Annotated in this window: 24 protein-coding genes and 1 tRNA gene; 16 read left to right on the plus strand and 9 right to left on the minus strand. The window is 66.5% G+C overall.

Annotation, left to right across the window (positions count from 1 at the left end; genetic code table 11):
* The first annotated feature begins 1 nt into the window (after position 1).
* From ST3T6A_RS0102205 to ST3T6A_RS0102245, 9 genes are all read left to right on the plus strand, one after another.
* The gene (locus ST3T6A_RS0102205; protein WP_019831253.1) at positions 2-1060 is read left to right on the plus strand and encodes a ribonucleotide-diphosphate reductase subunit beta; all 1059 of its coding nucleotides are present in this window, start codon (positions 2-4) and stop codon (positions 1058-1060) included.
* 294 nt (positions 1061-1354) lie between these two features.
* Positions 1355-1900 carry a hypothetical protein gene (locus tag ST3T6A_RS19105; RefSeq protein ID WP_019831254.1) on the plus strand — a complete coding sequence of 182 codons (546 nt, stop codon included), beginning with the start codon at positions 1355-1357 and terminating at the stop codon, positions 1898-1900.
* 94 nt (positions 1901-1994) lie between these two features.
* Complete coding sequence (locus ST3T6A_RS20690; protein WP_157602341.1) at positions 1995-2534, plus strand: hypothetical protein; 540 nt, start codon at positions 1995-1997, stop codon at positions 2532-2534.
* Between the two features lie 61 nt (positions 2535-2595).
* On the plus strand, positions 2596-2976 hold the full coding sequence (gene crcB / locus ST3T6A_RS0102220) for a fluoride efflux transporter CrcB (RefSeq protein WP_019831256.1): 381 nt from the start codon (positions 2596-2598) through the stop codon (positions 2974-2976).
* A complete protein-coding gene (locus ST3T6A_RS0102225) occupies positions 2973-4082 on the plus strand; it encodes an RluA family pseudouridine synthase (protein WP_019831257.1) in 1110 nt (369 codons plus the stop codon). Before crcB ends, ST3T6A_RS0102225 begins: the two co-directional genes overlap by 4 nt.
* Positions 4082-4675 (plus strand): FMN-binding negative transcriptional regulator, encoded by a 594-nt coding sequence (locus ST3T6A_RS0102230; RefSeq protein WP_019831258.1) that lies wholly within the window; start codon positions 4082-4084, stop codon positions 4673-4675. Before ST3T6A_RS0102225 ends, ST3T6A_RS0102230 begins: the two co-directional genes overlap by 1 nt.
* Positions 4672-5337, plus strand: coding sequence for an HAD-IA family hydrolase (locus tag ST3T6A_RS0102235; RefSeq protein WP_019831259.1), 666 nt, complete (start codon positions 4672-4674; stop codon positions 5335-5337). Before ST3T6A_RS0102230 ends, ST3T6A_RS0102235 begins: the two co-directional genes overlap by 4 nt.
* Positions 5334-5564 (plus strand): hypothetical protein, encoded by a 231-nt coding sequence (locus ST3T6A_RS0102240; RefSeq protein ID WP_019831260.1) that lies wholly within the window; start codon positions 5334-5336, stop codon positions 5562-5564. Before ST3T6A_RS0102235 ends, ST3T6A_RS0102240 begins: the two co-directional genes overlap by 4 nt.
* A complete protein-coding gene (locus ST3T6A_RS0102245; protein WP_019831261.1) occupies positions 5561-6253 on the plus strand; it encodes an ATP12 family chaperone protein in 693 nt (230 codons plus the stop codon). The genes ST3T6A_RS0102240 and ST3T6A_RS0102245 overlap by 4 nt, the downstream gene beginning before the upstream one ends.
* 3 nt (positions 6254-6256) lie before the next feature.
* On the opposite strand, the gene ST3T6A_RS0102250 is transcribed toward ST3T6A_RS0102245, so the two are convergent.
* Entirely contained in the window at positions 6257-6814 is a 558-nt protein-coding gene (locus ST3T6A_RS0102250; protein WP_019831262.1) for a hypothetical protein, read from the minus strand.
* Positions 6815-6913: 99 nt separating this feature from the next.
* The gene (locus ST3T6A_RS0102255; RefSeq protein WP_019831263.1) at positions 6914-7711 is read right to left on the minus strand and encodes a hypothetical protein; all 798 of its coding nucleotides are present in this window, start codon (positions 7709-7711) and stop codon (positions 6914-6916) included.
* A gap of 132 nt (positions 7712-7843) precedes the next feature.
* Between ST3T6A_RS0102255 and msrB the strand changes: the two genes are divergently transcribed.
* A complete protein-coding gene (gene msrB / locus ST3T6A_RS0102260; protein ID WP_019831264.1) occupies positions 7844-8365 on the plus strand; it encodes a peptide-methionine (R)-S-oxide reductase MsrB in 522 nt (173 codons plus the stop codon).
* Positions 8366-8426: 61 nt separating this feature from the next.
* On the opposite strand, the gene ST3T6A_RS0102265 is transcribed toward msrB, so the two are convergent.
* Positions 8427-9233 (minus strand): LytR/AlgR family response regulator transcription factor, encoded by an 807-nt coding sequence (locus ST3T6A_RS0102265; protein ID WP_019831265.1) that lies wholly within the window; start codon positions 9231-9233, stop codon positions 8427-8429.
* Positions 9230-10321 (minus strand): sensor histidine kinase, encoded by a 1092-nt coding sequence (locus ST3T6A_RS0102270; RefSeq protein WP_019831266.1) that lies wholly within the window; start codon positions 10319-10321, stop codon positions 9230-9232. The genes ST3T6A_RS0102265 and ST3T6A_RS0102270 overlap by 4 nt, the downstream gene beginning before the upstream one ends.
* 206 nt (positions 10322-10527) lie before the next feature.
* Between ST3T6A_RS0102270 and ST3T6A_RS0102275 the strand changes: the two genes are divergently transcribed.
* Positions 10528-12273 (plus strand): putative bifunctional diguanylate cyclase/phosphodiesterase, encoded by a 1746-nt coding sequence (locus ST3T6A_RS0102275; protein WP_019831267.1) that lies wholly within the window; start codon positions 10528-10530, stop codon positions 12271-12273.
* A 336-nt stretch (positions 12274-12609) separates the two neighbouring features.
* Here ST3T6A_RS0102275 and lepA read toward each other — a convergent pair whose 3' ends face one another.
* Positions 12610-14418, minus strand: coding sequence for a translation elongation factor 4 (gene lepA, locus ST3T6A_RS0102280; RefSeq protein WP_019831268.1), 1809 nt, complete (start codon positions 14416-14418; stop codon positions 12610-12612).
* Positions 14419-14600: 182 nt separating this feature from the next.
* Here lepA and ST3T6A_RS0102285 point away from each other — a divergent pair, with 182 nt between their 5' ends.
* The 3 genes from ST3T6A_RS0102285 (at position 14601) to ST3T6A_RS0102295 (ending at position 16956) form a co-directional block, all read left to right on the plus strand.
* A complete protein-coding gene (locus ST3T6A_RS0102285) occupies positions 14601-15362 on the plus strand; it encodes a CsgG/HfaB family protein (RefSeq protein WP_019831269.1) in 762 nt (253 codons plus the stop codon).
* 96 nt (positions 15363-15458) lie between these two features.
* Positions 15459-16778 (plus strand): FAD-dependent oxidoreductase, encoded by a 1320-nt coding sequence (locus tag ST3T6A_RS0102290; protein ID WP_019831270.1) that lies wholly within the window; start codon positions 15459-15461, stop codon positions 16776-16778.
* 101 nt (positions 16779-16879) lie between these two features.
* Positions 16880-16956: transfer RNA gene (locus tag ST3T6A_RS0102295), tRNA-Pro, on the plus strand.
* A gap of 123 nt (positions 16957-17079) precedes the next feature.
* Here the strand turns inward: ST3T6A_RS0102295 and ST3T6A_RS0102300 are convergent.
* Positions 17080-17721 (minus strand): hydrolase, encoded by a 642-nt coding sequence (locus ST3T6A_RS0102300; RefSeq protein ID WP_019831271.1) that lies wholly within the window; start codon positions 17719-17721, stop codon positions 17080-17082.
* Between the two features lie 138 nt (positions 17722-17859).
* A complete protein-coding gene (locus tag ST3T6A_RS0102305) occupies positions 17860-18726 on the minus strand; it encodes a pirin family protein (protein WP_019831272.1) in 867 nt (288 codons plus the stop codon).
* A gap of 112 nt (positions 18727-18838) precedes the next feature.
* Between ST3T6A_RS0102305 and ST3T6A_RS0102310 the strand changes: the two genes are divergently transcribed.
* Positions 18839-19771 (plus strand): LysR substrate-binding domain-containing protein, encoded by a 933-nt coding sequence (locus tag ST3T6A_RS0102310; protein ID WP_019831273.1) that lies wholly within the window; start codon positions 18839-18841, stop codon positions 19769-19771.
* A gap of 38 nt (positions 19772-19809) precedes the next feature.
* Here ST3T6A_RS0102310 and ST3T6A_RS0102315 read toward each other — a convergent pair whose 3' ends face one another.
* A complete protein-coding gene (locus tag ST3T6A_RS0102315) occupies positions 19810-20817 on the minus strand; it encodes a glycosyltransferase family 61 protein (RefSeq protein ID WP_019831274.1) in 1008 nt (335 codons plus the stop codon).
* A 105-nt stretch (positions 20818-20922) separates the two neighbouring features.
* Here ST3T6A_RS0102315 and ST3T6A_RS19115 point away from each other — a divergent pair, with 105 nt between their 5' ends.
* On the plus strand, positions 20923-21603 hold the full coding sequence (locus ST3T6A_RS19115; RefSeq protein ID WP_019831275.1) for a hypothetical protein: 681 nt from the start codon (positions 20923-20925) through the stop codon (positions 21601-21603).
* A 60-nt stretch (positions 21604-21663) separates the two neighbouring features.
* Here ST3T6A_RS19115 and ST3T6A_RS0102325 read toward each other — a convergent pair whose 3' ends face one another.
* A complete protein-coding gene (locus tag ST3T6A_RS0102325; protein ID WP_019831276.1) occupies positions 21664-22542 on the minus strand; it encodes a hypothetical protein in 879 nt (292 codons plus the stop codon).
* Position 22543: the final 1 nt, after the last annotated feature.

Here is a 22543-nt window from a genome sequence, read left to right on the forward strand (position 1 = left end):
CATGCCTCTTCTCCAAGCCTCCAAGACCTACAAGCCCTTCGAATATCCGTGGGCGTTCGAGTTCTGGAAGCGCCAGCAGCAGCTCCACTGGCTGCCCGAAGAGGTGCCGCTCGGCGAGGATTGCCGGGACTGGGCGCAGAAGCTCACCGATCATGAGCGCAACCTGCTCACCCAGATCTTCCGCTTCTTCACGCAGGCCGACGTCGAGGTGCAGGACTGCTACCACGAGAAATACGGCCGGGTGTTCAAGCCCACCGAGGTCAAGATGATGCTGACCGCCTTCTCCAACATGGAGACGGTGCACATCGCGGCCTACTCGCACCTGCTCGACACGATCGGGATGCCCGAGAGCGAGTACAGCGCCTTCCTCCAGTACAAGGAGATGAAGGACAAGCACGACTATCTCGCCACCTTCGGCGTCGATACGGACGAGGATATCGCGCGCACGCTCGCCATGTTCGGCGGCTTCACCGAGGGGCTCCAGCTCTTCGCGTCGTTCGCGATGCTGATGAACTTCCCGCGCTTCAACAAGATGAAGGGCATGGGGCAGATCGTGAGCTGGTCGGTGCGCGACGAGAGCCTGCACTGCGAAGGCATCATCCGCCTGTTCCACGCCTTCTGCCAGGAGCGCCAGTGCCTCACCCCGGCGGTGAAGGACGACATCCTCGACATGTGCCAGAAGACGGTGCGCATCGAGGACGCCTTCATCGACCTCGTGTTCGAGATGGGCCCGGTCAACGGCATGACGCCCAAGGACATCAAGCGCTACATCCGCTTCGTGGCGGACTGGCGCCTCGGCCAGCTCGGCCTCAAGCCGATCTACATGATCGAGGAGCATCCGCTGCCCTGGCTGGCGCCGCTGCTCAATGGCGTCGAGCACGCCAATTTCTTCGAGACCCGCGCCACCGAATATTCCAAGGCTGCGACGCGCGGCAACTGGGGCGAGGTGTGGGACAACTTCGATCGCCGCAAGGCCGCCAAGTCGGCGCTCGCCGCCAATGAGGACGCCACGTCGAGCGAAGGCGACATGTTCACCCGCGCGGGCGTCGCGGCGGAATAAGCAAGGCTGAGGGGCGCCGGCTCGGGGGTCGGCGTTTCGCCCAGGAAAAAGGGCGCGTCGTCGAAGACGGCGCGCCCTTCTACATTGACCGACGGCGCTCCCGGGGGGAAAGTTGAAAGCGCCGTCGGCTTGAAAGCGGTGTCACCTGCCCGCCTTACGGCAGGGTTTCGTCGGTGAAATAAACGCGCATTTTGTCTGAAACATCGCGCGCCGTAGGGTCAGGCGGCGGATTTCCCTTCCCGGCCGCCCCGGTGTAGCATGTCCGCAAGACAGCCCGACCGGGAGACGATGCCGATGACCGCCCGTCCCTTTCCCAGCCTGCATATCGCCGTCACGCTGGCCGCCGCCGGCCTTCTCCTCGCCGGTTGCGACATCCGCGCGCACGACGAGGGCGGCAACACCACCGCCAGCATCAGCTTCGGCAACAGCTCGGAATCGGTCGCCGCAGACACCAATGGCTCGCACAGCGTCTCGGTCGACGTGCCGGGCTTCTCGGCCAAGGTGAACCTGCCGAACATGGCCTTCGGCTCCGACACGACGCACATCGACAATCTCCGCATCTTTCCCGGCACCAGCATCCACGGCGTGAACGTGCGCGGCGATGCCGGCGGGGAGGGCAATGTCGAGATGGGCTTCACCGCGCCTGCCGACAGCGGCCGCGTGCTCGCCTGGTATCGCGACGAGGCGCGGAAGGAAGGCTGGACGATCGACCCCGCCACCGGCGCCAACCAGTTCGAGGCGACGCGCGCGGACGACAAGGATCGCCCCACCCACCTCGCCATCCAGATCGGCGACGATGGCAAGGGCAGCAACGGCCGCCTCTTCGTGACGGGCCACTGAGGGCGGGCCATTTCGGGACAGGCGCGCCGACATCGCCGCCGCGGGCGCCGCCCCGATGCGCTACATCGGCGTGACACAGACAGGACGCCCGCTCATGCGCCTCGCTCGATCCGCCTCCCTGCTGCCCGCGCTCGCCGCGCTGCTGCTCCTGCCCGGCTGCCACAAAGCCTCGACGCCCGCGAAGAATCTCGACCAGATGGACGCCGCGCTGGTCGACAGCGCCGGCAACCGCCAACTCGCGAGCGCGATCAAGGTCGATCCGCATCGCGGGATGCCGGTGGTGACGGAGGGCGCCAGCAACTGCCTGTCGGGCCTCGTCTACGCCAACGACTGGGCGTCGAAGCTGCCCGCCGACCTCCCCATGCACCCGCAGGCGACATTGCAGGAGGCCGCCGGCCATGACGGCGCCTGCAAGGCCCGCGTGGCGAGCTTCGCCGTCGCCGGCGACCGCGCCGCCGTGCTCGACTGGTATCGCACGAAGGCTCAGGCCGGCGGTTACGAGACCGAGCGCGAGGACAAGAATGGCGACTGGGTGCTGGCCGGCACGCGCAAGGACGTGATCTTCGTCATCACGATCGGCACGCCCGCGCGCGGGGCGACACCGGTCGACTATGTGTGGACCGAGGGCGCCTGACGCCCCGCCCGGCGGACACAGCCCCTAGCCCCTGTGCGTCCGCTGCTCTAAGGCGCATTCCATGCCGCTTTTCTTCGTCATGGTCGGCGGGGCGCTCGGCGCAGGCCTGCGCTATCAGGTCGGGCGCTTCTCGCTTGCCCTGCTCGGCCCCGGATTCCCATGGGGAACCTGGATCGTCAATCTCTCCGGCGGGCTCCTCATGGGCCTGCTCGCCGGTCTGCTGGCGCGTTCCGCATCGCCGTCGGGCGAGAGCTGGCGCCTGCTGATCGGCGTCGGCGTGCTGGGCGGCTACACCACCTTCTCCACCTTCAGCCTCGAAGCCGCCAACATGATCCAGCGCGGGGACTGGGGCGCGGCCGCGCTCTATGTCACAAGCTCCGCCGTGGGCGCGATCCTGATGCTGTTCGTGGGCCTCGGCCTCGCTAGGATAATGCCCGCATGACCAAGACCGACTCCAAGGGCGAAGACGTCCGCCAGTTCAAGGTAGGGGCCGACGACGACGGCATCCGCCTCGATCGCTGGTTCAAGCGCCATATGCCGGACGCCAGCTTCAACATCGTGTCGCGCTGGGCGCGCACGGGGCAGCTCCGCGTCGACGGCAAGCGCGCCGCGCCGGGCGACCGCGTGGAGGCCGGGCAGATCATCCGCGTGCCCCCGCTTGAGGCCCCGGCGCCCGACAAGGCGAAGCCGAAGCGCGAGCGCAAGCCGCTCGCCGCCGACGAGATCGACTTCGCGCAGAGCCTCGTGATCCACAAGGACGACGCCGCGATCGTCATCAACAAGCCGCCCGGCCTCGCCACGCAGGGCGGCACCAAGACCGAGCGCCATGTCGACGGCCTGCTCGACGCGCTCCAGTTCGAGAGCGAGGGGCGGCCCAAGCTCGTCCACCGGCTCGACAAGGATACGTCGGGCGCGCTGCTGATCGCCCGCAACGCGCGGGCAGCGGGCTTCTTCGCCAAGAGCTTCTCCAGCCGCACGGCGCGGAAGGTCTATTGGGCGATCATCGCGGGCGTCCCCTCGATCGAGGAAGGGCTGATCGAGCTACCCATCGCCAAGCAGCCGGGCACCGGCGGCGAGAAGATGTATGTCGACGAGAAGGAGGGCTCGCCGTCGCGCACGCGCTATCGCGTGATCGAGCGCGCCGGCAACCGCGCCTGCTTCGTCGAGCTGCACCCGCTGACCGGCCGCACCCACCAGCTCCGCGTCCACATGGCGGCGATCGGCCATCCGATTGTGGGCGACGGCAAATATGGCGGGCAGGAATCCTTCCTGACGGGCGGTGTGAGCCGCAAGATGCACCTCCACGCGCGGCGCATCAAAATCGACCATCCCGACGGCGGCCAGATCGACATCCGCGCCGAGCTGCCGACCCACTTCGCGGACAGCCTGCATCATCTCGGCTTCGATCCGGCGCTGGGCGACGCGCTGCCGATCGACGAGGCGAAATTCTCCGAGACGCCCGAGGGCAAGCGCCGCGCCGCCGCCCATGCCGCCAAGGATCGCCGCAAGGAGCGCAAGGGCGAGCGCCGCGGCCGCGGGCGCGGCTGATGCATCCCAACGCGGCCTTCCGCTGGGAGGATGAGGCGGCGATGCAGGCGTTCGTCGCCGCGCGCGGCTTCGCGACGCTGTGCGTGAGCGGGCCGGAAGGGCCGATCGTCGCCCATGCGCCGCTGATCGTCACGGCGGAAGGCCGGCTGCGCTTCCACCTCGCGCGCGGCAACCGCATCACCCGCCATCTCGACGGCGCGCATGTCGTGGCGAGCGTCACCGACGCGGACTTCTATGTGAGCCCCGACTGGTATGCGTCGGAGGATCAGGTGCCGACCTGGAACTATCTCGCCGTCGAGATCGAAGGGCCGGTGGCGGCGCTCGACGACGCCGGCCTCGCCGCGCAGGTCGAGGCGCTGAGCGACCGTTTCGAACGGATGCTGGCGCCCAAGCCGGTGTGGACGATCGACAAGATGGCGCCCGGCCGCTTCGACGCGATGCTGAAGGCGATCCGAGGCTTCGAACTGACGCCCACCGCATGGCGCGGCACCCGCAAGATGGGCCAGAACAAGGGCCCCGATGACCGCGCCGCGCTGGCGCAGGCGCTCGCCGCCGCCGGCCGCACGCGCGAGGCCGGGCTGGTGACGCGATGACCAACCGCCTCGCCATCTTCGACTGCGACGGCACGCTGGTCGACAGCCAGGCGAACATCCACGCCGCGATGACCGCCTGCTTCGCCGAGGCCGGCCGCGCTGCGCCGGATCGCGCGGCGGTGCGCCGCATCGTCGGCCTGTCGCTGCCCGAGGCGATGCGCGCGCTCCTGCCCGACGCCGACGATGCGCATCACCATGCGCTGGCGGAGGGCTATAAGCGCTGCTTCCGCCTGCTCCGCGAGCAGGGCAAGGTCGAGGAGGCGCTCTACGAGGGTATCGCCGAAACCCTCGACCGGCTGGAGGCGGACGGCTGGCTGCTCGGCGTCGCCACCGGCAAGTCGGACCGGGGCCTCCGGCTGGTGCTGGAACATCACGGCCTGTTCGACCGCTTCGTCACGCTCCAGACCGCCGATCGCCACCCCTCCAAACCCCACCCCTCGATGATCGAGCAGGCGATGGCGGAAGCCGGCGCCGATCGGCTCTCCACCGTGATGATCGGCGACACCAGCTACGACATCCTGATGGCGCACAATGCCGGCGTGCGTGCGATCGGCGTCGCATGGGGCTATCATGAGCCGGCCGAACTGCTGGCCGAGGGCGCCGATGTCGTCGCCCTCCACCCGTCCGAACTGCCCCTGCTCTGCTCGAGGGAGACCGCATGACGCCCGACCCCAAAGCCATCGAAGACAAGCGCGCCCGCGATCGCTTCGCGGTGATGACCGGGCTCAAGCTCGGCGGCGTGGTGCTGATGCTGCTCGGGCTGTGGATGATGCTGGGCGGCGCGCTCGGCGGCCGATACGGCTTTGGCGGCGTGCTGTTCGTGGTCGGTCTGGTCGAGACGATCGCGGTGCCGAAGCTGCTCGCGCGCCGCTGGCGGAGCCCGAAATGATCCCGCAGGCCAAGCGTTTCTGGAAGGACGTCACGGTCGAGAACCGCGCCATCCGGCTCGACGGCCGCGCGCTCCGCACGCCGGCCCGCGCCGAGCTGGTGCTGCCGACCGACGCGCTCGCCAACGCCATCGCCGGGGAGTGGCGGCAGGTCGAGGGCGAGATCGATCCGCACACCATGCCGCTGACCGGCCTCGCCAACGCCGCGATCGACCGCATCGCACCCGACACCGCCGCCTTCGCCGCCGGCCTCGCGCGCTATGCCGAGGGTGACCTGCTCTGCTACCGCGCCTCGCATCCGACCGAGCTGACCACGCGGCAGGGCGCGATGTGGGACGGCCCGCTCGACTGGGCGCGGGCGCGCTATGGCGTGGAGTTCCGCGTCACCGCCGGCATCGTCCATGTCACCCAGCCCGAGGAGACGGTGAAGCGGCTGGCGGCGGCGGTTTCGGCCCGCGATGCCTTCCACCTCGCCGGCCTGTCGCCGCTCGTCACATTGTCCGGCTCGCTCGTGCTGGCGCTGGCGATCGCCGAGGGCGCGATGACCGAGCATGACGGATGGGAGGCCGCCGAGCTGGACGATCTCTGGCAGGCCGAGCAATGGGGCGAGGACGTGCTCGCCACCGCCGCGCGTGAGGACAAGCGGCGCGACTTCCGCGCCGCCGCCCGTTTCCTCGGCCTGCTCGAATAGGGCTCAGCCGCGCGGCACGAACCAGCGCGCGAGGATCAGCCCGCCCACGACCCAGCCGACGAGTTGCGAGAGCGCGAGGTAGATCCAGTAGCCCCACGGCATGTAGAAATTATAGACCGGCGCCGCGATCGTGAAATAGAGCACCGTCGCGATCCCGGTCAGCACCACGATCCGCGCCCGGCTCGGGAAATCGAGCACCCGCGCCGCTATCGCGTGGAGCGCGAGGCCGAGCAGCAGCATCGTCGCGACCGACAGGATCAGGCCGACCACCAGCGAGCTTGGGTCCATCGGCGCGAAGCCGTGCGTGTTGAAGAAGATCAGCGCCACCGGCCCGCGCCCATGCAGCACCGTGCCCGCCGCGCTGTCCGGCCAGGGGACGTAATAGGTGCCGGTGCCCGTCGCCGTGAGGTTCTGCGCGAGCGCGGTCTGCACGGCGGCGTTCTGCGGGTCGGGCGCGATGGTGAAGGGGATGCGCGACAGGAACGGCAGCCCCCAGAAGATGAAGCCCACGAAGAATTGCGCCAGCCCACCCACAAGGCTGCCGATCAGAATGCGGATCATGTCCCCCTCCCAGCCATTGCCAGTCCAACTTCAACCACCGGACAGCCGAATGGTGCCACGAAGGGGCGGAGGCCATCCTCCCCGCCCCCGCGTCCGGCCTTATTGCTTCGCCAGCTTGTAGGTCGCGTGGCTGCCACGCTCGCGGTCGTCGACCGTCGCGGTCATCGTCCTGCCATCCGACGAAACGGTACCGGTGATGACCATGACCACCTTGCCGCCTCGCGTGTCGGTCTCCTCGAAGGCGCGCGGGCCGGTCTTCTTCACGGCGGCGTGCGTGCCGCCGGTGTCGCCCTTGACCGGCACCGCCGGGCCGCCGAACTTCGCGGTGTAGGACTGGCCGGTCGGCGTCGACATCGAGAACATGTCGCCCTGTTCCTTGAAGGTCAGCACGAGGCCGTTCTCCGAGAAGTTGGAGAGGCTCGTCGTCCGCCATGAGCCGGAAATGGCGTGCGATCCCGCCGGCCCTTTGGCGACGCGGGTTTGCGTGCCCTTGCCGGTTACCACCGAGCCGTTGGCGGCAGTCATGTCCTTGAAGCTGAAATCGAGCGTCTGCCCGTTGGCGGAAACGCTGTTCGTGGACGAGACGACGGTCTTGGTCCCCTTGCGGTCCGTCTCCACCACCGTGTGCGGATCGACCACCTTGATCGACACCGCGTCATAATAAGGATGGCCGGCGACCGGGTGGAAAGCACCATCGGCCTTCACCTTGAAAACGGGTGCGCAACTCTGGCATTCATATTCGCCGTCCTTGAGCAGGAATATGTCGGGCTTCTCGGGCAGCTTGCTGGCGCCGAGATCGATCTTCCAGGTTCCGTCGAACGGGCTTTCGGCCAGCGCCGGCGCGGCAACCACGAACGGCGCGAACAGGCCGAGCAGCAGCATCCTCTTCATGGTCATTTCCTCCTCCTCGAAAGAGATTTGGAAACGCGGACGCAACGAATTGCGATCGATGGCGTAGGCTCATGGCAGCGGGCGGTCAAATCGGCGGGGGGCTGTAACCCGCGACCCGCGCCATTCGTATAAGAGGCCATGACGGAGATGCCTTCCTCCCGCCTCGATCGGCGCGCCTTTCTCGGCCTCGCCACCACGGCAGCCGTCGGCGTACTGGCATGGCGCCTGGGCTCGGGCGGCGAGGCCGATGCCGTGGCCGCGACGCCCGCTCCCTTCCAGCTTCCCGATACCGAATGGCGAAAGCGCCTGTCGCCGCAGGCCTATGCGGTGCTGCGCCAGGGATCGACCGAATACCCCTTCACCAGCCCGCTCAACAACGAGCATCGCAAGGGGGTCTTCGCCTGTGCGGGCTGTGCGCTGCCGCTCTATGCCTCGTCGACCAAGTTCGACAGCCACACCGGCTGGCCGAGCTTCTATGACCATCTCCCCCATGCCATCGGCGAGCGGGTGGACCGATCCATCGGCGAGGAGCGCACCGAGGTCCATTGCGCGCGCTGCGGCGGGCATCTCGGCCATGTGTTCGAGGACGGGCCGCCGCCGACGGGGCTGCGCTATTGCATGAACGGCGTGGCGATGCGCTTCATGCCCGCCGCCGCTTAAGGAAAAAGGCCGCCCCGGCTTATGCCGGAACGGCCTTCTCCAGCCCGATGGCGCACCCGTCTCAGTGGACGAAGCGGGCCACCACGTCCTTGTAGCTGCGCGACACCTTCACCTGCGCGCCGCTCTCCAGCACGAGGAAGCATTCGCCATTGGTGTGCGGCTTGACCTGGCGCACCAGGTCGAGGTTCACGATGGTCGAGCGGTGGACGCGCTGGAAACGGCGCGGATCGAGCCGCTTCTCCAGGAACTTCATCGTCTCGCGCAGGATCAGCGTGTTGTCGCCGGTGTAGATGCACATATAGTCGCCTGCCGCGTCGATGCGCTCGATCGAATCCACGTCGACGCGGAAGATCTGCCCGCGATCCTTGATGTTGATGAGCTTCTCGTAGCGGTTGGACGCAGGCGCATCCTCGCCAACGCCGTCCACGATCGCCTCGGCGGCCTCGGGGGCGTGCTCGGCCAGCGCCTCCTTCAGGCGGCCCGCCTCCTCGACGCCCTTCCGCTCGGAAAGGCGCTGGCGGACGCGGTCGAGCGTATCGGCGAGCCGCTCCTCTTCCACCGGCTTCATCAGATAATCGGTCGCCTGCGCCTCGAAGGCGCGGATCGCGTGATCGGAATAGGCCGTCACGAAGACGAACAGCGGCGGCTCGACCTCCATCAGGCCCTGAATGACCGAGAAGCCGTCGAAACCGGGCATCTGGATGTCGAGAAAGACGAGGTCCGGCTTGTGGGTCTTGATCGAGCGGATGGCTTCGCGCCCGTTGAGGCAGGTGTCGATGATCTCGACATCTTCATGTCGCTGCAATCTCAGTTGCAGCCCCTGGATCGCCAGCGGCTCGTCGTCCACCAGGATCGTCCGTATCGTCATGCCGTCTCCTTGGGCTCCGTTTCATATGGAACCTCGATCGTCACCGCAAAGCCACCAGCCGCACCCGGCTGAGCCTCGAAGCGCTGTCGCGAGCCATAGGCCTGCGTCAGCCGGTCGCGGATATTCGCGAGGCCCACACCCGTGGAATAGGTGGTCCGTGGTTGCGTCTCGTTCAACCCTGGGCCGGTATCGGTCACGCTGATCTGCACGCGATCCCCGATCAGCCGAGCCGAAACGGCGATTTCCGCCCCTTCCTCCTGCGGCGTGACGGCATATTTGATCGCGTTCTCGACCAGCGGCTGGAGCAGAAGCGAAGGCAGACGGGTGCCGGCCGCCGCCGGCTCGATATCGAAGCGCGGCCGCAGCCGGTCCTCGAACCGCATCTTCTCGATCTCAAGATAGAGCTTCAGCGTCTCGACCTCCTGCGCCAGAGTCACCTGCGCGGTGGGTTCGTTGACGAGAGTATAGCGCAAAAAGCCCGACAGGCGCGAGAGCATCAAATTCGCCCGGTCGGTCTGCCTCAGAAGCACCAGCGTCGAGATCGAATTGAGCGTGTTGAACAGGAAGTGCGGGTTGAGCTGGTAGCGCAACATCGCGAGCTGCGCCGCAGAGGCCTGCCCCTCCAGCCGCTGGAGCTGATCGGCCTGCAGCTCCAGCTTCAGGTAGAAGTTGATCGCGTAATAGAGCGCGCTCCACGCCCCCAGCACCGCGAAATCCAGCAGGATCGCGCCGAGGAACTGCGCGCCCTCAGGCGGGGTGCCGGGATGATAGAAGGTGGCGTTCGCCCACACCTCGATCGTCGAGAAGGCCGCCGACGAGATCAGCAGCAGCGCGATCGAGATGCTCCACGTCCAGAACGGCCGCGCGGTGATGAGCTTGCGGAACGCCGCCCCCATCAGCAGCGTCAGCGAATAGCCGGTCGCCGTCGCCAGCGCGGTCGGCACGATGAACAGCAAGCCCATGTTGTTGGCCACGCCGCCGAGCGACCGGAGCAGGAAATAGCCCAGCCATCCCGCCGACTGGAGCAACCAGAAGGCACGATTCTTGTCGTCGAAGAAGGGCTTGGGAGTGCGGCTGGATCGCGCCATAGGGCGACACCTCTAGCCGGAAACGGCAGGCGGTAGAAGCCGCCTGCGTCATCCCTCGCCGCCGCTACGGAATATCGCGCGAAAATGCCTTTGCGGCCGGGCGAATTAAGCAATCCTTAACCTTGAAAGCGCGAACGCAAACGCTTCCGGCATGATAGGATTGCCGTTCGCTGGCGGATTGCGATGTCGGTTCTGGGATACACGGAATGATCTTTGCGCACGCCATGCCGGTGACGCTGGCGGTGGCGATCGCCTTCGCCTTCGCGGCGGCGGTGCTGTTCTTCTACAACGCCCGCGTGCTAGCCGGGCTGAAGCGCGACGCGCGCTCGATCCTCGCCGGGCTTTCCGACGGCATCGTGATCGTCTCGGAAAAGCCGGGCCGCGCCTATTGCAACGAGGCCGCCGAGACGATGCTCGGCCTCGCACCCGAGCCGGACATGCCGCCGGGCTATCACGGCATCGCGGGCCATCCCCTGCTGGTCGAGCTGTGCACGACCGCGACGGAGGCGCGCCGCGGCGACGTGCTGCCCCCGGTCGAGCTGGTCGATGCCGGCGGCCGCTTCCGGAGCTGGCGCCAGTCGCTGATCCACGCGCAGGTCGGCGGCATGACGGTGGTGGGCCTCGTCCTTCAGGACCGGACCGAGATCCACACCCTCTCCCATCTGCTGGAAGAGAGCCGCCGCCGCGATCCGCTGACCGGTCTCGCCACGCCCGAGATGCTGCATGATCGCACCGCGCAGGCGATCGAGGCCTCCGCCCGCACGCGCATGGGCGTCGCGCTGCTGGTGGTGGAGGTTGACCAGTTCGACGCCATCTTCGAGGAGCGCGGCTGGGCGGCGGCCTCCGAGCTGCTGATCCAGGCGGCGATGCAGGTGTCCGTCTCGGTCCGCGCGATGGACCTGATGGCGCGCGTCGGCCAGAGCCGGTTTGCCATCGTTCTCACCGCGCTCGGCGACAGCGTGTCGCTGGCCGCCGCGGTGGATCGCCATCTGGCCGCGATGCGCTTCCTGTTCACCAGCGAATCCGGCGGGCGGGTGCCGATCACCGGCAGCATCGGCGTCGCGCGCGCCGGGATCGACGGATCGACATCGCTGCGCCTGCTCGAACGCGCCACCAGCGCCGCGCTGCGCGCCCGCGCCGACGGCGGCGACCGCATCCGCTTCCACGATGCCGACGCCGATACCGGCCCCGCGAGCGAGGAGGAGAGCCTCGTCGCCGAAATCCGGCAGGGACTCGAGCGACACCAGTTCACCATGCGCTATCAGCCGATCGTGTCGCTCAAGACGCGGCTGCCGGTCGGCTATGAGGCGCTGCTGCGCTGGCGCCACCCGATCCGCGGCGAGGTGTCGCCGGGCGAGTTCATCCCCGTGGCCGAGCGCTCCGGCCTGATCCACGAGCTGGGCGACTTCGCGCTGAGGCGGGCCTGCCTCGACGCCGGACGCTGGCCGCCGACGATCCAGGTGTCGATCAACATGTCGGTGGTGGAGCTGATGGAGAGCAGCGCGCCGCGCCGCATCGTCGCCGCGCTGGCCGCCGCCGAGCTGGCCCCTCACCGCATCCGCATCGAGATCACCGAGACGGCACGCATCGCGGACCTCGGCCGGCTGCGCCATGTCGTCGACGAGATCCGCGCGCTGGGCGTGACGGTGGCGCTCGACGATTTCGGCACGGGGCATTCGAGCCTTACCCATCTCCAGTCGCTCTCGTTCGACAGCCTGAAGATCGACCACCGCTTCGTCCGCGACATCGCCACGCCGCGCACCGCCTCGATGATCCGGATGCTGGTCACCTATGCGCGCCAGATCGGCGTGATCGTCGTGGCCGAAGGCGTGGAGACCGAGGAGCAGGCGACGCTGCTCGCCCAGATGGGCTGCACGCACGCGCAAGGGTGGCTGTTCGGGCGGCCGATGCTGGCGGAGGATGTGGCGGGGTGGGTTGCGGTCGCGGGGTGAGGCTAAAGCCGCCACGCCTCCCGTCGTCACCCCGGACTTGATCCGGGGTCCAGCTTCTTCTTCTCCTTCGCGCCACGAACGAAGCGCGAGGCGGTCAGGGGAAAATCGAATATTGCGGCGCCCATAGCGGGACCCCGGATCAAGTCCGGGGTGACGGGCGAGAAGCCGGAGTGACGGACGAGACGGAAGTCCGCGGCGGACGATAATCACCCCCCACGCTAGCCGCCGCGGGCAAAGCCCGCGTCGTCGGTCGGGTCTGCGACCCGCCGGCCGGCATTCGGCTGATCCTCGCCTAACTCGGGGATTGCGTTGCAATCCCCTCCTTAGTCTCGGGCCTCATGCGTCATCCCCCATCCTGAGCGCCGCGATGAAGGCCTCCTGTGGGATCTGCACCGAGCCGTACTCGCGCATCCGCTTCTTGCCTTCCTTCTGCTTCTCCAGAAGTTTCCGCTTACGCGTGATGTCGCCGCCGTAGCACTTGGCGGTCACGTCCTTGCGCATCGCCGCGATCGTCTCGCGGGCGATCACCTTGCCGCCGATCGCCGCCTGGATCGGGATCTTGAACAGATGCCGCGGGATCAGATCCTTCAGCCGCTCGCACATGCCGCGGCCGCGCACCTCGGCGGTGCCGCGGTGGACGATCATCGACAGCGCGTCGACCGGCTCGTTGTTGACGAGGATGCCCATCTTCACGAGGTCGCCCTCGCGATAGCCGATCTGGTGGTAATCGAACGAGGCATAGCCGCGCGAGATCGACTTCAGCCGATCATAGAAGTCGAACACCACCTCGTTGAGCGGCAGCTCGTATTTGAGCTGGGCGCGGCCGCCCACATAAGTGAGATCCTTCTGGATGCCGCGCCGATCCTGACACAGCTTCAGGATCGAGCCGAGATATTCGTCGGGCACATAGATGGTCGCCTCGATCCACGGCTCCTCGATCATCTCGATGCGGTTGGGATCGGGCATGTCGGCCGGGTTGTGCAGCTCGATGGTCTGCGCCTCCTCGGTCTTCGAATGGCTGAGGTGGATCTTGTAGACCACCGACGGCGCGGTGGTGATGAGATCCAGATCATATTCGCGCATCAGCCGCTCCTGGATGATCTCCAGGTGGAGCAGGCCCAGGAAGCCGCAGCGGAAGCCGAAGCCGAGCGCCGCCGACGTCTCCATCTCGAAGCTGAACGACGCGTCGTTGAGGCGCAGCTTGGCGATGCTCTCGCGCAGCTTCTCGAAGTCGTTGGCGTCGACCGGGAAGAGGCCGCAGAACACCACCGGCTGCACTTCCTTGAAGCCGGCGAGCGGCTCGGCGGTGGGCTTCTTGGCATCCGTGATGGTGTCGCCGACGCGGGTCTCGGTGATTTCCTTGATCTGCGCGGTGATGAAGCCGATCTCGCCCGGCCCGAGGTCCGAAAGCTGTTCGATCTTCGGGCGGAAGCAGCCGACGCGATCCACGAGGTGCGTGGTGCCGGCGTTCATGAACTTGATCTGCTGGCCCTTCTTGAGCGAGCCGTCGATCACGCGCACGAGGATGACCACGCCGAGATAGGGATCGTACCAGCTATCGACCAGCATCGCCTTGAGCGGCGCGTCGGGGTCACCCTTGGGCGCCGGGATGCGCTCGACGATGGCGTCGAGGATCTCGTCGATGCCGATGCCGGACTTGGCCGACGCCAGCACCGCATCGTCTGCGGGGAGGCCGATGATGTCCTCGATCTCGGCCTTCACCTTCTCGGGCTCGGCGGCGGGCAGGTCGATCTTGTTGATGACGGGCACGATCTCATGGTCATGCTCGATCGACTGGTAGACGTTGGCGAGCGTCTGCGCCTCGACGCCCTGCGCCGCGTCCACCACCAGCAGCGCACCCTCGCAGGCGGCCAGCGAGCGGCTCACTTCATAGGCGAAGTCGACATGGCCCGGCGTGTCCATCAGGTTGAGGACATAGCCCTTGTAATCGAGGCGCACGGTCTGCGCCTTGATGGTGATGCCGCGCTCCTTCTCGATGTCCATGTTGTCGAGCACCTGCGCCGTCATCTCGCGATCGGAGAGGCCGCCGGTGCGCTGGATCAACCGATCCGCCAGCGTCGACTTGCCATGGTCGATGTGGGCGATGATCGAAAAGTTGCGGATACGGTCGAGCGGAGTGGCCACGGTGAAGAAAAGTCCTCGGGAAGGTTTGCGCAGCCCGATAGCACCAGACGCGCAAGACCCCAAGCCAAGGCTTTATGCCGGTCCCGCGCTGCGCTATCCTCGGCGGCGGAGCCGCCCGCGTCCGTAGCTTTGCATATCCCACGCAACGCGGTCACGGCGGTCGACAGGGGAGATTTTTCATCATGACCTTTCGTATCCTCGCCGCCCTTTCGGCCATGACGGCGCTCGTCGCCACGCCGGTGACCGCCGCCGCCCCTTCCTCGGGTCGTCAGGCGCAGACCCGAGGCACGCAGGACATCCCGCACTGCACGCGCAACCTTGGCACCGTCGCGATCGTCGAGCCCGATACCCAGTGGTGGCGCGAATATAATCTCGGCAGCCCCGAGGCGATCCTGAAGGTGTTCATCGCGCAATCCGGCTGCTTCACCATGGTGAACCGCGGCCGCGCCATGCAGAACCGCAACATGGAACGCGCCATGGCCGACAATGGCGAGCTTCAGGGCGGCTCGAACCTCGGCAAGGGCCAGGTGAAGGCGGCGGACTATTTCCTCCAGCCTGATATCGTCAGCGGCAACAATCATTCGGGCGGCAACGCGGTCGGCGGCGCGCTGGGCGGCCTGATCGGCCATGGCTTCGGCGGCGTGCTGGGCGGCATCAGCATCAACAAGAAGGAAGCGAACGTCACGCTCAGCCTCGTCAACGCCCGCACCACCGAGGAGCAGGCGATGACCGAGGGCTATTACCGCAAGTCCGACCTGAGCTTCGGCGCGGGCGCCGGCGGCGGCTGGTGGGGCGGCTTCGCAGCGGCCGGCGGCGGTGGTTATCAGGACACCGCCATCGGCCAGGTGATCGTGCTCGCCTATCTCGATGCCTACACCAAGCTGGTGACGCAGATGGGCGGCCTGCCCGCCAATGCCGCGGCGGCGGCTCCGGTCGCCCGCTAAGGGCCTTGTCGGACGCGGGGCGCGCACTGCCGCGCCCCGCGCTTGCGCCGATCTTCCAAGCGGTTAGCATGTCGATCCCAAAAGGGGAGGATCAGCATGCGCCATGTCGCGGTGATCGGATCGGGGCCGGCCGGCTTCTATACGGCCGAAGCCTGCCTCAGAACTTTCGGAAACGATGTCCGGATCGACCTGATCGACCGCCTTCCCGTGCCCTATGGGCTGATCCGATCGGGCGTCGCGCCCGACCATCAGTCGATCAAGGCGGTAACGCACCGCTATGAAGGCGTGGCCGCCGCGCAGCCCGTGCGCTTCTTCGGCAATGTCATGGTCGGGCGGGACGTCTCGGTCGAGGAGTTGCGCGGCCTCTACGACGCGGTGGTGATCGCCACGGGCGCGCCCGCCGACCGCCCCCTCTCCATCCCCGGTGCGGATCTGCCGGGCGTGATCGGATCGGCAGCCTTCGTCGGCTGGTATAACGGCCATCCGGATCATGCCGACCTCGCGCCCCCGCTCGACGGCGAGACGGTCGCGGTGATCGGCAACGGCAATGTCGCGCTGGACGTGGCGCGCATCCTCGCCAAGGCGCCAGAAGAGTTCGAGGGCTCGGACATCGCCCGCCACGCGCTCGGCCCGCTGGCGAGCGCGCGCACGCGCCGCGTGGAGATTCTCGGCCGGCGCGGCCCTCACCAGATCGCGATGACGCCCAAGGAGCTGGGCGAGCTGGCTCATCTATCCCGTGCGGCGCCCCATGTCGCCCTCACGGACTTGCCCCCCCTCGCCGACGATGCCGCGCTGGAGCCGGGGCAGCGCAAATCGGTGACGCTGCTGCGCGGATTCGCGGCGGAGGGCACCGGCGACAAACCCGTTGTCATCGACTTCCGATTTTTCACGGCCCCCGTGGCGATTCTCGGCAAAGACCGGGTCGAGGCGATCCGGATCGAGCACACCCGGCTGGACGCCGAGGGCCACGCCGCCGGCACCGGCGAGACGGAGGATATCCCCTGCTCGATGGTGGTGAGTTGCATCGGCTATCGCAGCATCACCATCGCCGGGCTCGACTATGACGACCGGCTGGGGCGCTTCACCAACGAGAATGGCCGCATCGGCGGTGCAGGCTCGGGGCTCTACTGCGCGGGCTGGGCGCGGCGCGGGCCGACGGGCACGATCGGCACGAATCGCCCGGACGGTTTCCAGATCGCCGAGGAAATCGCCGCCGACCTGCCGGCTCCCGCAGGCAAGACCGGAGGGGACGGGCTTACCGCGTTGTTGACCGCGCGTGACGTGGAAGCGGTGAGTTTCGCGGACTGGCGACGCATCGAGGCCGCGGAAAACGCGCGCGCGCGGGGCGGAGCACCGCGGGAGAAGTTCGTCCGGCTGGCCGAAATGATCGAGGCCAGCCACAATGTGCAAAATTGATGAAAAGAGGTGCTTGCCCCATCCGAAAGCCGCCCCTATAGGACGCCTCGCTCAGCAACGCCGGTCGGCTCCCGAGCTTCAAAAAACGACCGGTGCTCCGTCGGGGAGTAGCTCAGCCTGGTAGAGCACTGTCTTCGGGAGGCAGGGGCCGGAGGTTCGAATCCTCTCTCCCCGACCACTTTCTGCTCCGGCAAAAAGATGAGAAGTCTCGCGGGTTTGGCCTGAAGGCCCCGCGAGACTGCTACCCCAACGCTTTCTCTGGCACGGAATGCCCGCCGGCGAACCGGCGGGGCACCGGCCGTCAGTCGGCCTTGTCGTACGAGAACTGGATTCCGGCCGTGCCGCCGGTTTCGATAAAGAGGTTCATGAAGGCGGGAACCGTCGCGCTGCGCTTCCAGTCACGCTGCAACTCGCAGAAGAGCTGCACCACCGAGATCATCTTGCCGCCCGCCTGCTCGATGCGGCGGAGCGCCGCCTCGTGCGCCGCCACCGACGTGCCGCCGACGGCGTCGATCGGGACGTAGACCTCATAGCCCTCCGCAAGCGCGTCGAGCGCGGGGAAGGTCAGGCAGGCTTCGGTCCACAGCGCGGTCATGATGAGCTTCCTGCGCCCGGTTGCCTCGACCGCCTTCCTGAACTCGACATCTTCCCAGCTGTTGATGCTGGTGCGGTCATAGGTCGGATAATCGCCCAGCACCTTGCGGACCTGCGGCACCGGCGGCTTGTTGAGCCCGGTTGCGACGTTCACCGTCGAATGGATGACCGGCAGATCGTAGGCGACCGCCGCCTTTGCGCATCCGGCGATATTGTTGAGCAGCAACTGCCGGTCCATCGAGGCGATCGAGTTCACCTGCACCGGCTGATAGTCGATGATGATGAAGGCGGCGTTCTGCGGGGTGAGCAGATGATCGGCCTTCGGGTCGCGGATCGCTTCACTCGTCATGGTTTGCTCCTGCTGCGGGCGTGCGCGGGGTTCGGCGGACAAGCGCCGAGACGACGGGGCACGCGAGGCCGCCGTCCATTCGTCAAAGGGAAGACCCGGCTCCCCTCGGGAGGGGGGAAAGGGGAGCCGGATCGGCGGTCAGGCCGCTGCTGTCGCGAACCTGCCGCTGTTGAAATCGTCGATCGCCTGGCGAATTTCCGCCTCGCTGTTCATCACGAAGGGGCCGTAGCCGGCGATCGGCTCGTCGATCGGCTCGCCGGTCAGGACGAGGATCAGCGCGTCGCCGTCGGCCTGGACCCGCACGGCATCGCCCTCGCGGCTCAGCAACAGCATCTCCGCCTCGCCGACGCCCTCATGGCCGTTCACCGTCACATGGCCGCCGAGCACCACCAGCATCGCGCCATGCCCCTCAGGCAGATCGAGCGTCAGATCGGCATCGCGGTTGAGCCGCACGTCCCAGACATTGATCGGGGTGAAGGTCCGTGCCGGCCCCTTTGCGCCGAGCAGTTCCCCTGCGATCACCCGGCCGAGCCCCGCCCCGCCGGGCAGCTCGACGGTCGGGATGTCGGCCGCGGTGATGCCCTGATAGCCACCGGGGGTCATCTTGTCCTTCGCGGGCAGATTGACCCAGAGCTGGACCATGCGGAACGGCCCACCGGTCTTGGCGAAGGCCGGCGAATGATATTCCTCGTGCAATATCCCCCCGCCGGCGGTCATCCACTGGACGTCGCCCGGACCGATGACGCCGCCGTTTCCGGCCGAATCCTTATGCTCGACCTCGCCGTCATAAACGATGGTGACCGTCTCGAACCCGCGATGCGGATGCTGGCCGACGCCCCGCCGCGCCGTGGTCGGCGCGAAGTGATGGGGGCCCGCATAATCGAGCAGGAGGAAGGGGCTCACCCGGCCGCCAAGGCCGTTGTAGGAAAAAAGGGAGCGGACCGGAAAGCCGTCGCCGACCCAATGCTGGTTGGGGTTGCTGTAGATACCGAGAGCCGTTTTCATGGTGCATCTCCTGCGCCTTCCGATGGAAGGCGTTCGTTGAGATGCACAATAATCCTGCGCCAATCCGGCCGAAAGATTGTTAAAATGGACTTAGCGTCCTATCAACAGGACGATGCGCGATCTCAATGACCTCTATTATTTCGTGCAAGCGGTCGATCATGGCGGCTTCGCGGCGGCGGCGCGCGCGCTGGGCATACAGAAATCGAAGCTCAGCCGGCGCATCGGCCTGCTTGAGGAGCGGCTGGGCGCCCGGCTGATCCAGCGTTCGACCCGGCGCTTCACGGTCACGGAGATCGGCCGCGAATATTATCGCCACTGCGTCGCCATGCTGGTCGAAGCCGAGGCGGCGCAGGCGGTCATCGACCAGTCCCGTGCGGAGCCATGCGGCGTGATCCGGCTCAGTTGCCCCACCGGCCTCCTCGCCTTCCAGTTCGGTGAACTGATCGGCCGATTCATGGCGCTCCACCCGCAGGTCGAACTCCATATCGAAAGCACCAACCGCCGCGTCGACGTGATCGGCGAAGGCTTCGATCTCGCGATCCGGGTCCGGCCGCCGCCGCTCGCCGAGAGCGACCTCGTCATGCGCCGCTTCGACGAACGCACGATCCGTCTCGTCGCGAGCCCCGAGCTGCTGCGAACCCGCCCCGTCCTGCTTCCCGGCGACCTTTCGGCCCTCCCCAGCCTGGATTTCGGGCCGGCCGGAGGCGAGCATCGCTGGCGCCTCTTCCATGCCGACGGGACCGTCGCCGAGGTTCGTCATGCGCCGCGCCTCGTCACCGACGATATGGCCGTCCTGCGCGAGGCGGCTCTTACCGGCGCAGGCGTCGTGCGCCTGCCCACGCTGATCGTCTGGAACGACCTGCAAGATGGGCGGCTGGAAACCGTGCTGCCGGAATGGAGACCCTCGAACGAAATCGTGCACGCGGTCTTCCCGTCCCGTCGCGGCCTGCTTCCCTCGGTTCGCGCCCTGCTCGATTTTCTGGCGGACGAATGCGCCGCCCAGCGACGCCGGATACCGGAATCCGGCGCCCCTCCCGCAACGTAAGGCACTTCGAACGGCGCCCATAGGAATCGAAGACGAAGCTAGATGATGTGCCGAAGAAGTTCGCGGGCGACCGCCACAGGATCGCTCAGGCGATATGCTGCGCCAAAGCCCGCCTCCGGTTGAGCGGCCTCTATCCCCTGCGCCGGCCAAAGCGCCGTCGTCCGGCCGCCGTTGGCGGCATCAATCAACGCCTGGTTGGAAAGACGCGCCCGCCCGGTGTGCAGCTCGATTTTCTGACGGCCCGGCGCAAACACGGCCGTGTGCATCGCCGATCCTGCCATGCCCAGCACCGCATCACGATCCGCGAAGAGGCGGATCTGCTCGGACACGCTCAGGGTTTCGGGCGCGACGATCTGGACGCCGGCAGCCGACAGATGCTCGCACATCTCCGCTTCGTTCGTCACCTTCGAGACTCCCGAGGCGAGGCACTGCTTCGTGAGGAACACGGGCGGTCCATCGTTTCGCCGACCGCGCGTCAGCATCTGCCCAGCCCGGCCGCAAGCGGCGCCGAACACGGCATGCACGAAGCCGCCCTCCTCGAAAGCCGGCGCCGGGACGACGATCTCCCGAAATCGCGTCGGCCGCGCGAAATTGAGCAGGTTGGTCTCGTCCAGGCCGAAGGCGCCGAGAATCTCGCGCAGCCACGATATGGCCAGCGGCATGGACAGCGGACCATGGTTCAGCAGCACGAACTTCGTCGTCGCCCGATCGAACCGGCTGACCGCCCAGACCCGCGCGAGGGAATTGGTGATGAAATGCCCATAGTGGCCGGTGAGCACCCCCAGAAAGACATATTGCACGTCATCGGGCGCGTAATCGAAGCGCTCGTGGGGAAGCGGATTGAGCAGGGGATAAAGCGATACACGATCGGGATGGGCCCGGAAGTAGCCCGCATCGGCGATGAGCTTGCCCCCTTGGTCGAACAGCCCTTCATCCTTCTTCGCCCGTCCGGTCGGAACGCAGAGCACGTCACGATGCACGGTGATCGGCGGATCATGCTCAATGAAGGTGGTGCGGCCGAGGAGCCTATCGCAAGCGGTGAGCATGCCATGGGGTAGCAGCCCCTCTCCACCCGTTGAAGGGTCTCCTTGCCATGCGCATGGGCGGGCTTATACCCCCTGCCGTCTGCCTTTGCCGTATCGAGCTAGCCCATGTCCCTGAATCAGTATTTCTGGACGAACCAAGGCGAACCCATAAACAAGTGGCTTCAATATCTTCCCATTTATGAGCGCTATTTTTCGCGGTTCCGGGATCGACGGATCATGTTCCTCGAGATCGGCACCGGCCAGGGCGGCTCATCCCAGATGTGGAAGCATTATTTCGGGCCCGCCGCCCAGATCGTCAGCATCGACGTTCGGGACGAATGCCGGAAGTTCGAAGATGAGCAGGTTGCCATCCGGATAGGGGACCAATCGGATCATGGCTTTCTGAATTCCATCGTCGATGAATTCGGCTATCCCGATATCGTCCTCGATGATGGCAGCCACATCACGGCGCACGTCAACGCGACGTTCGACTTCCTTTATCCCAACATGCCCCGCGAAGCTCTTTACGTCGTCGAAGATACTCACGCGGCCTATTGGCCGGCATGGGGCGGAGGCCTCGGCGTGCCGACGACCTTCATAGAACGCATGAAGGGCATCGTCGACGAACTCCATGCGGGCAATCCGCACAACAAATCCCAGATCGGTCACGACCTGCCCTGCTCCGAGATCGGACGCCTTACGCGCGCGGTGCATTTCTACGACAGCATCGTCGTCGTAGAAAAAGGTGCATTCATCGCGAAGCAAAGTCGTTCCATTCCCCTTGTCCCCGGCCAGAAGATATGGTGACAAGCCGGGAGAGCATCGCACCTCTTGATAACTGAGGCAGGGCGAGGCTTCGTCCTTTTGCTATACTTTCAACTTTCCCACCCGCGCTTTCCCTCCGAAGAGCCGGGTCCAGTAGGCCAAGGACAGGGGTGAGCGGGGTTTCGAACCGGCCCGTGCGCGCCGATCCGCCAGCGCCTTCCGGGCGTTGGCAGAGTCGGCGGGCGACTGCATCCCGGCGTAACGGTCATATGTGGCGAACAAAGCGGGGGACGAGGTTTCTTCAGCCCGATACCAGGGCTTGGCAGCTATTCCGGTGTCCTCGAACGGCAGGCGGTCGATCAGAGGCAGGACGCCCCGATACCCTTCCTTATCGCTACGGTCGCCGATCAGCGCCTCGAAGTGATAGCGATCCGCGGACTCCTCCACCGACAGACCGGCCATATAACCGGCCTTGATCCAGAAGAAATTATACCAGCACCACCCGAATTTGTATGGGAATATACTCGCCCTGGTAAGGGCCGAACTCGCTGTCAGCATGTCCAGATCGGCCGTGATACCCACCTCGGTGTGTATCCTGAACAGGCCCATCTTGCTTTCGTCGAGCAGCACGATGCCCTTGCTGTGGCAATAATAGATCAGATCGTCCGGATCGGATTGCTCGGCCAGCGCCTTCAATGCACGGAAGCCGGGATATTCGAAAGTGTTGCGGCGCTCGGCGCGGACGGATGCGGGATCGATCCGGAATCCGTAGCGCGTGATGACGCCATGCACCTCCGCATCCCAGGCTCGCGGTGCGACATAGGGCACCAGAACCTCGATCCGCTCCCCCGACGCCTCCATGAGATCCGACAACCATCGCAGTTGCCTGTCCATGAAAGAGAGCCGCTGGCGGACCACGCCGCCATCCGTGCCCTCATCGCCCAGATAGCCGAAGTAGACGATCGATTTGGAGATGCCCATG

The sequence above is a fragment of the Sphingomonas sp. PR090111-T3T-6A genome, assembly GCF_000383095.1.
In the GTDB taxonomy this organism is placed as follows: domain Bacteria; phylum Pseudomonadota; class Alphaproteobacteria; order Sphingomonadales; family Sphingomonadaceae; genus Solisphingomonas.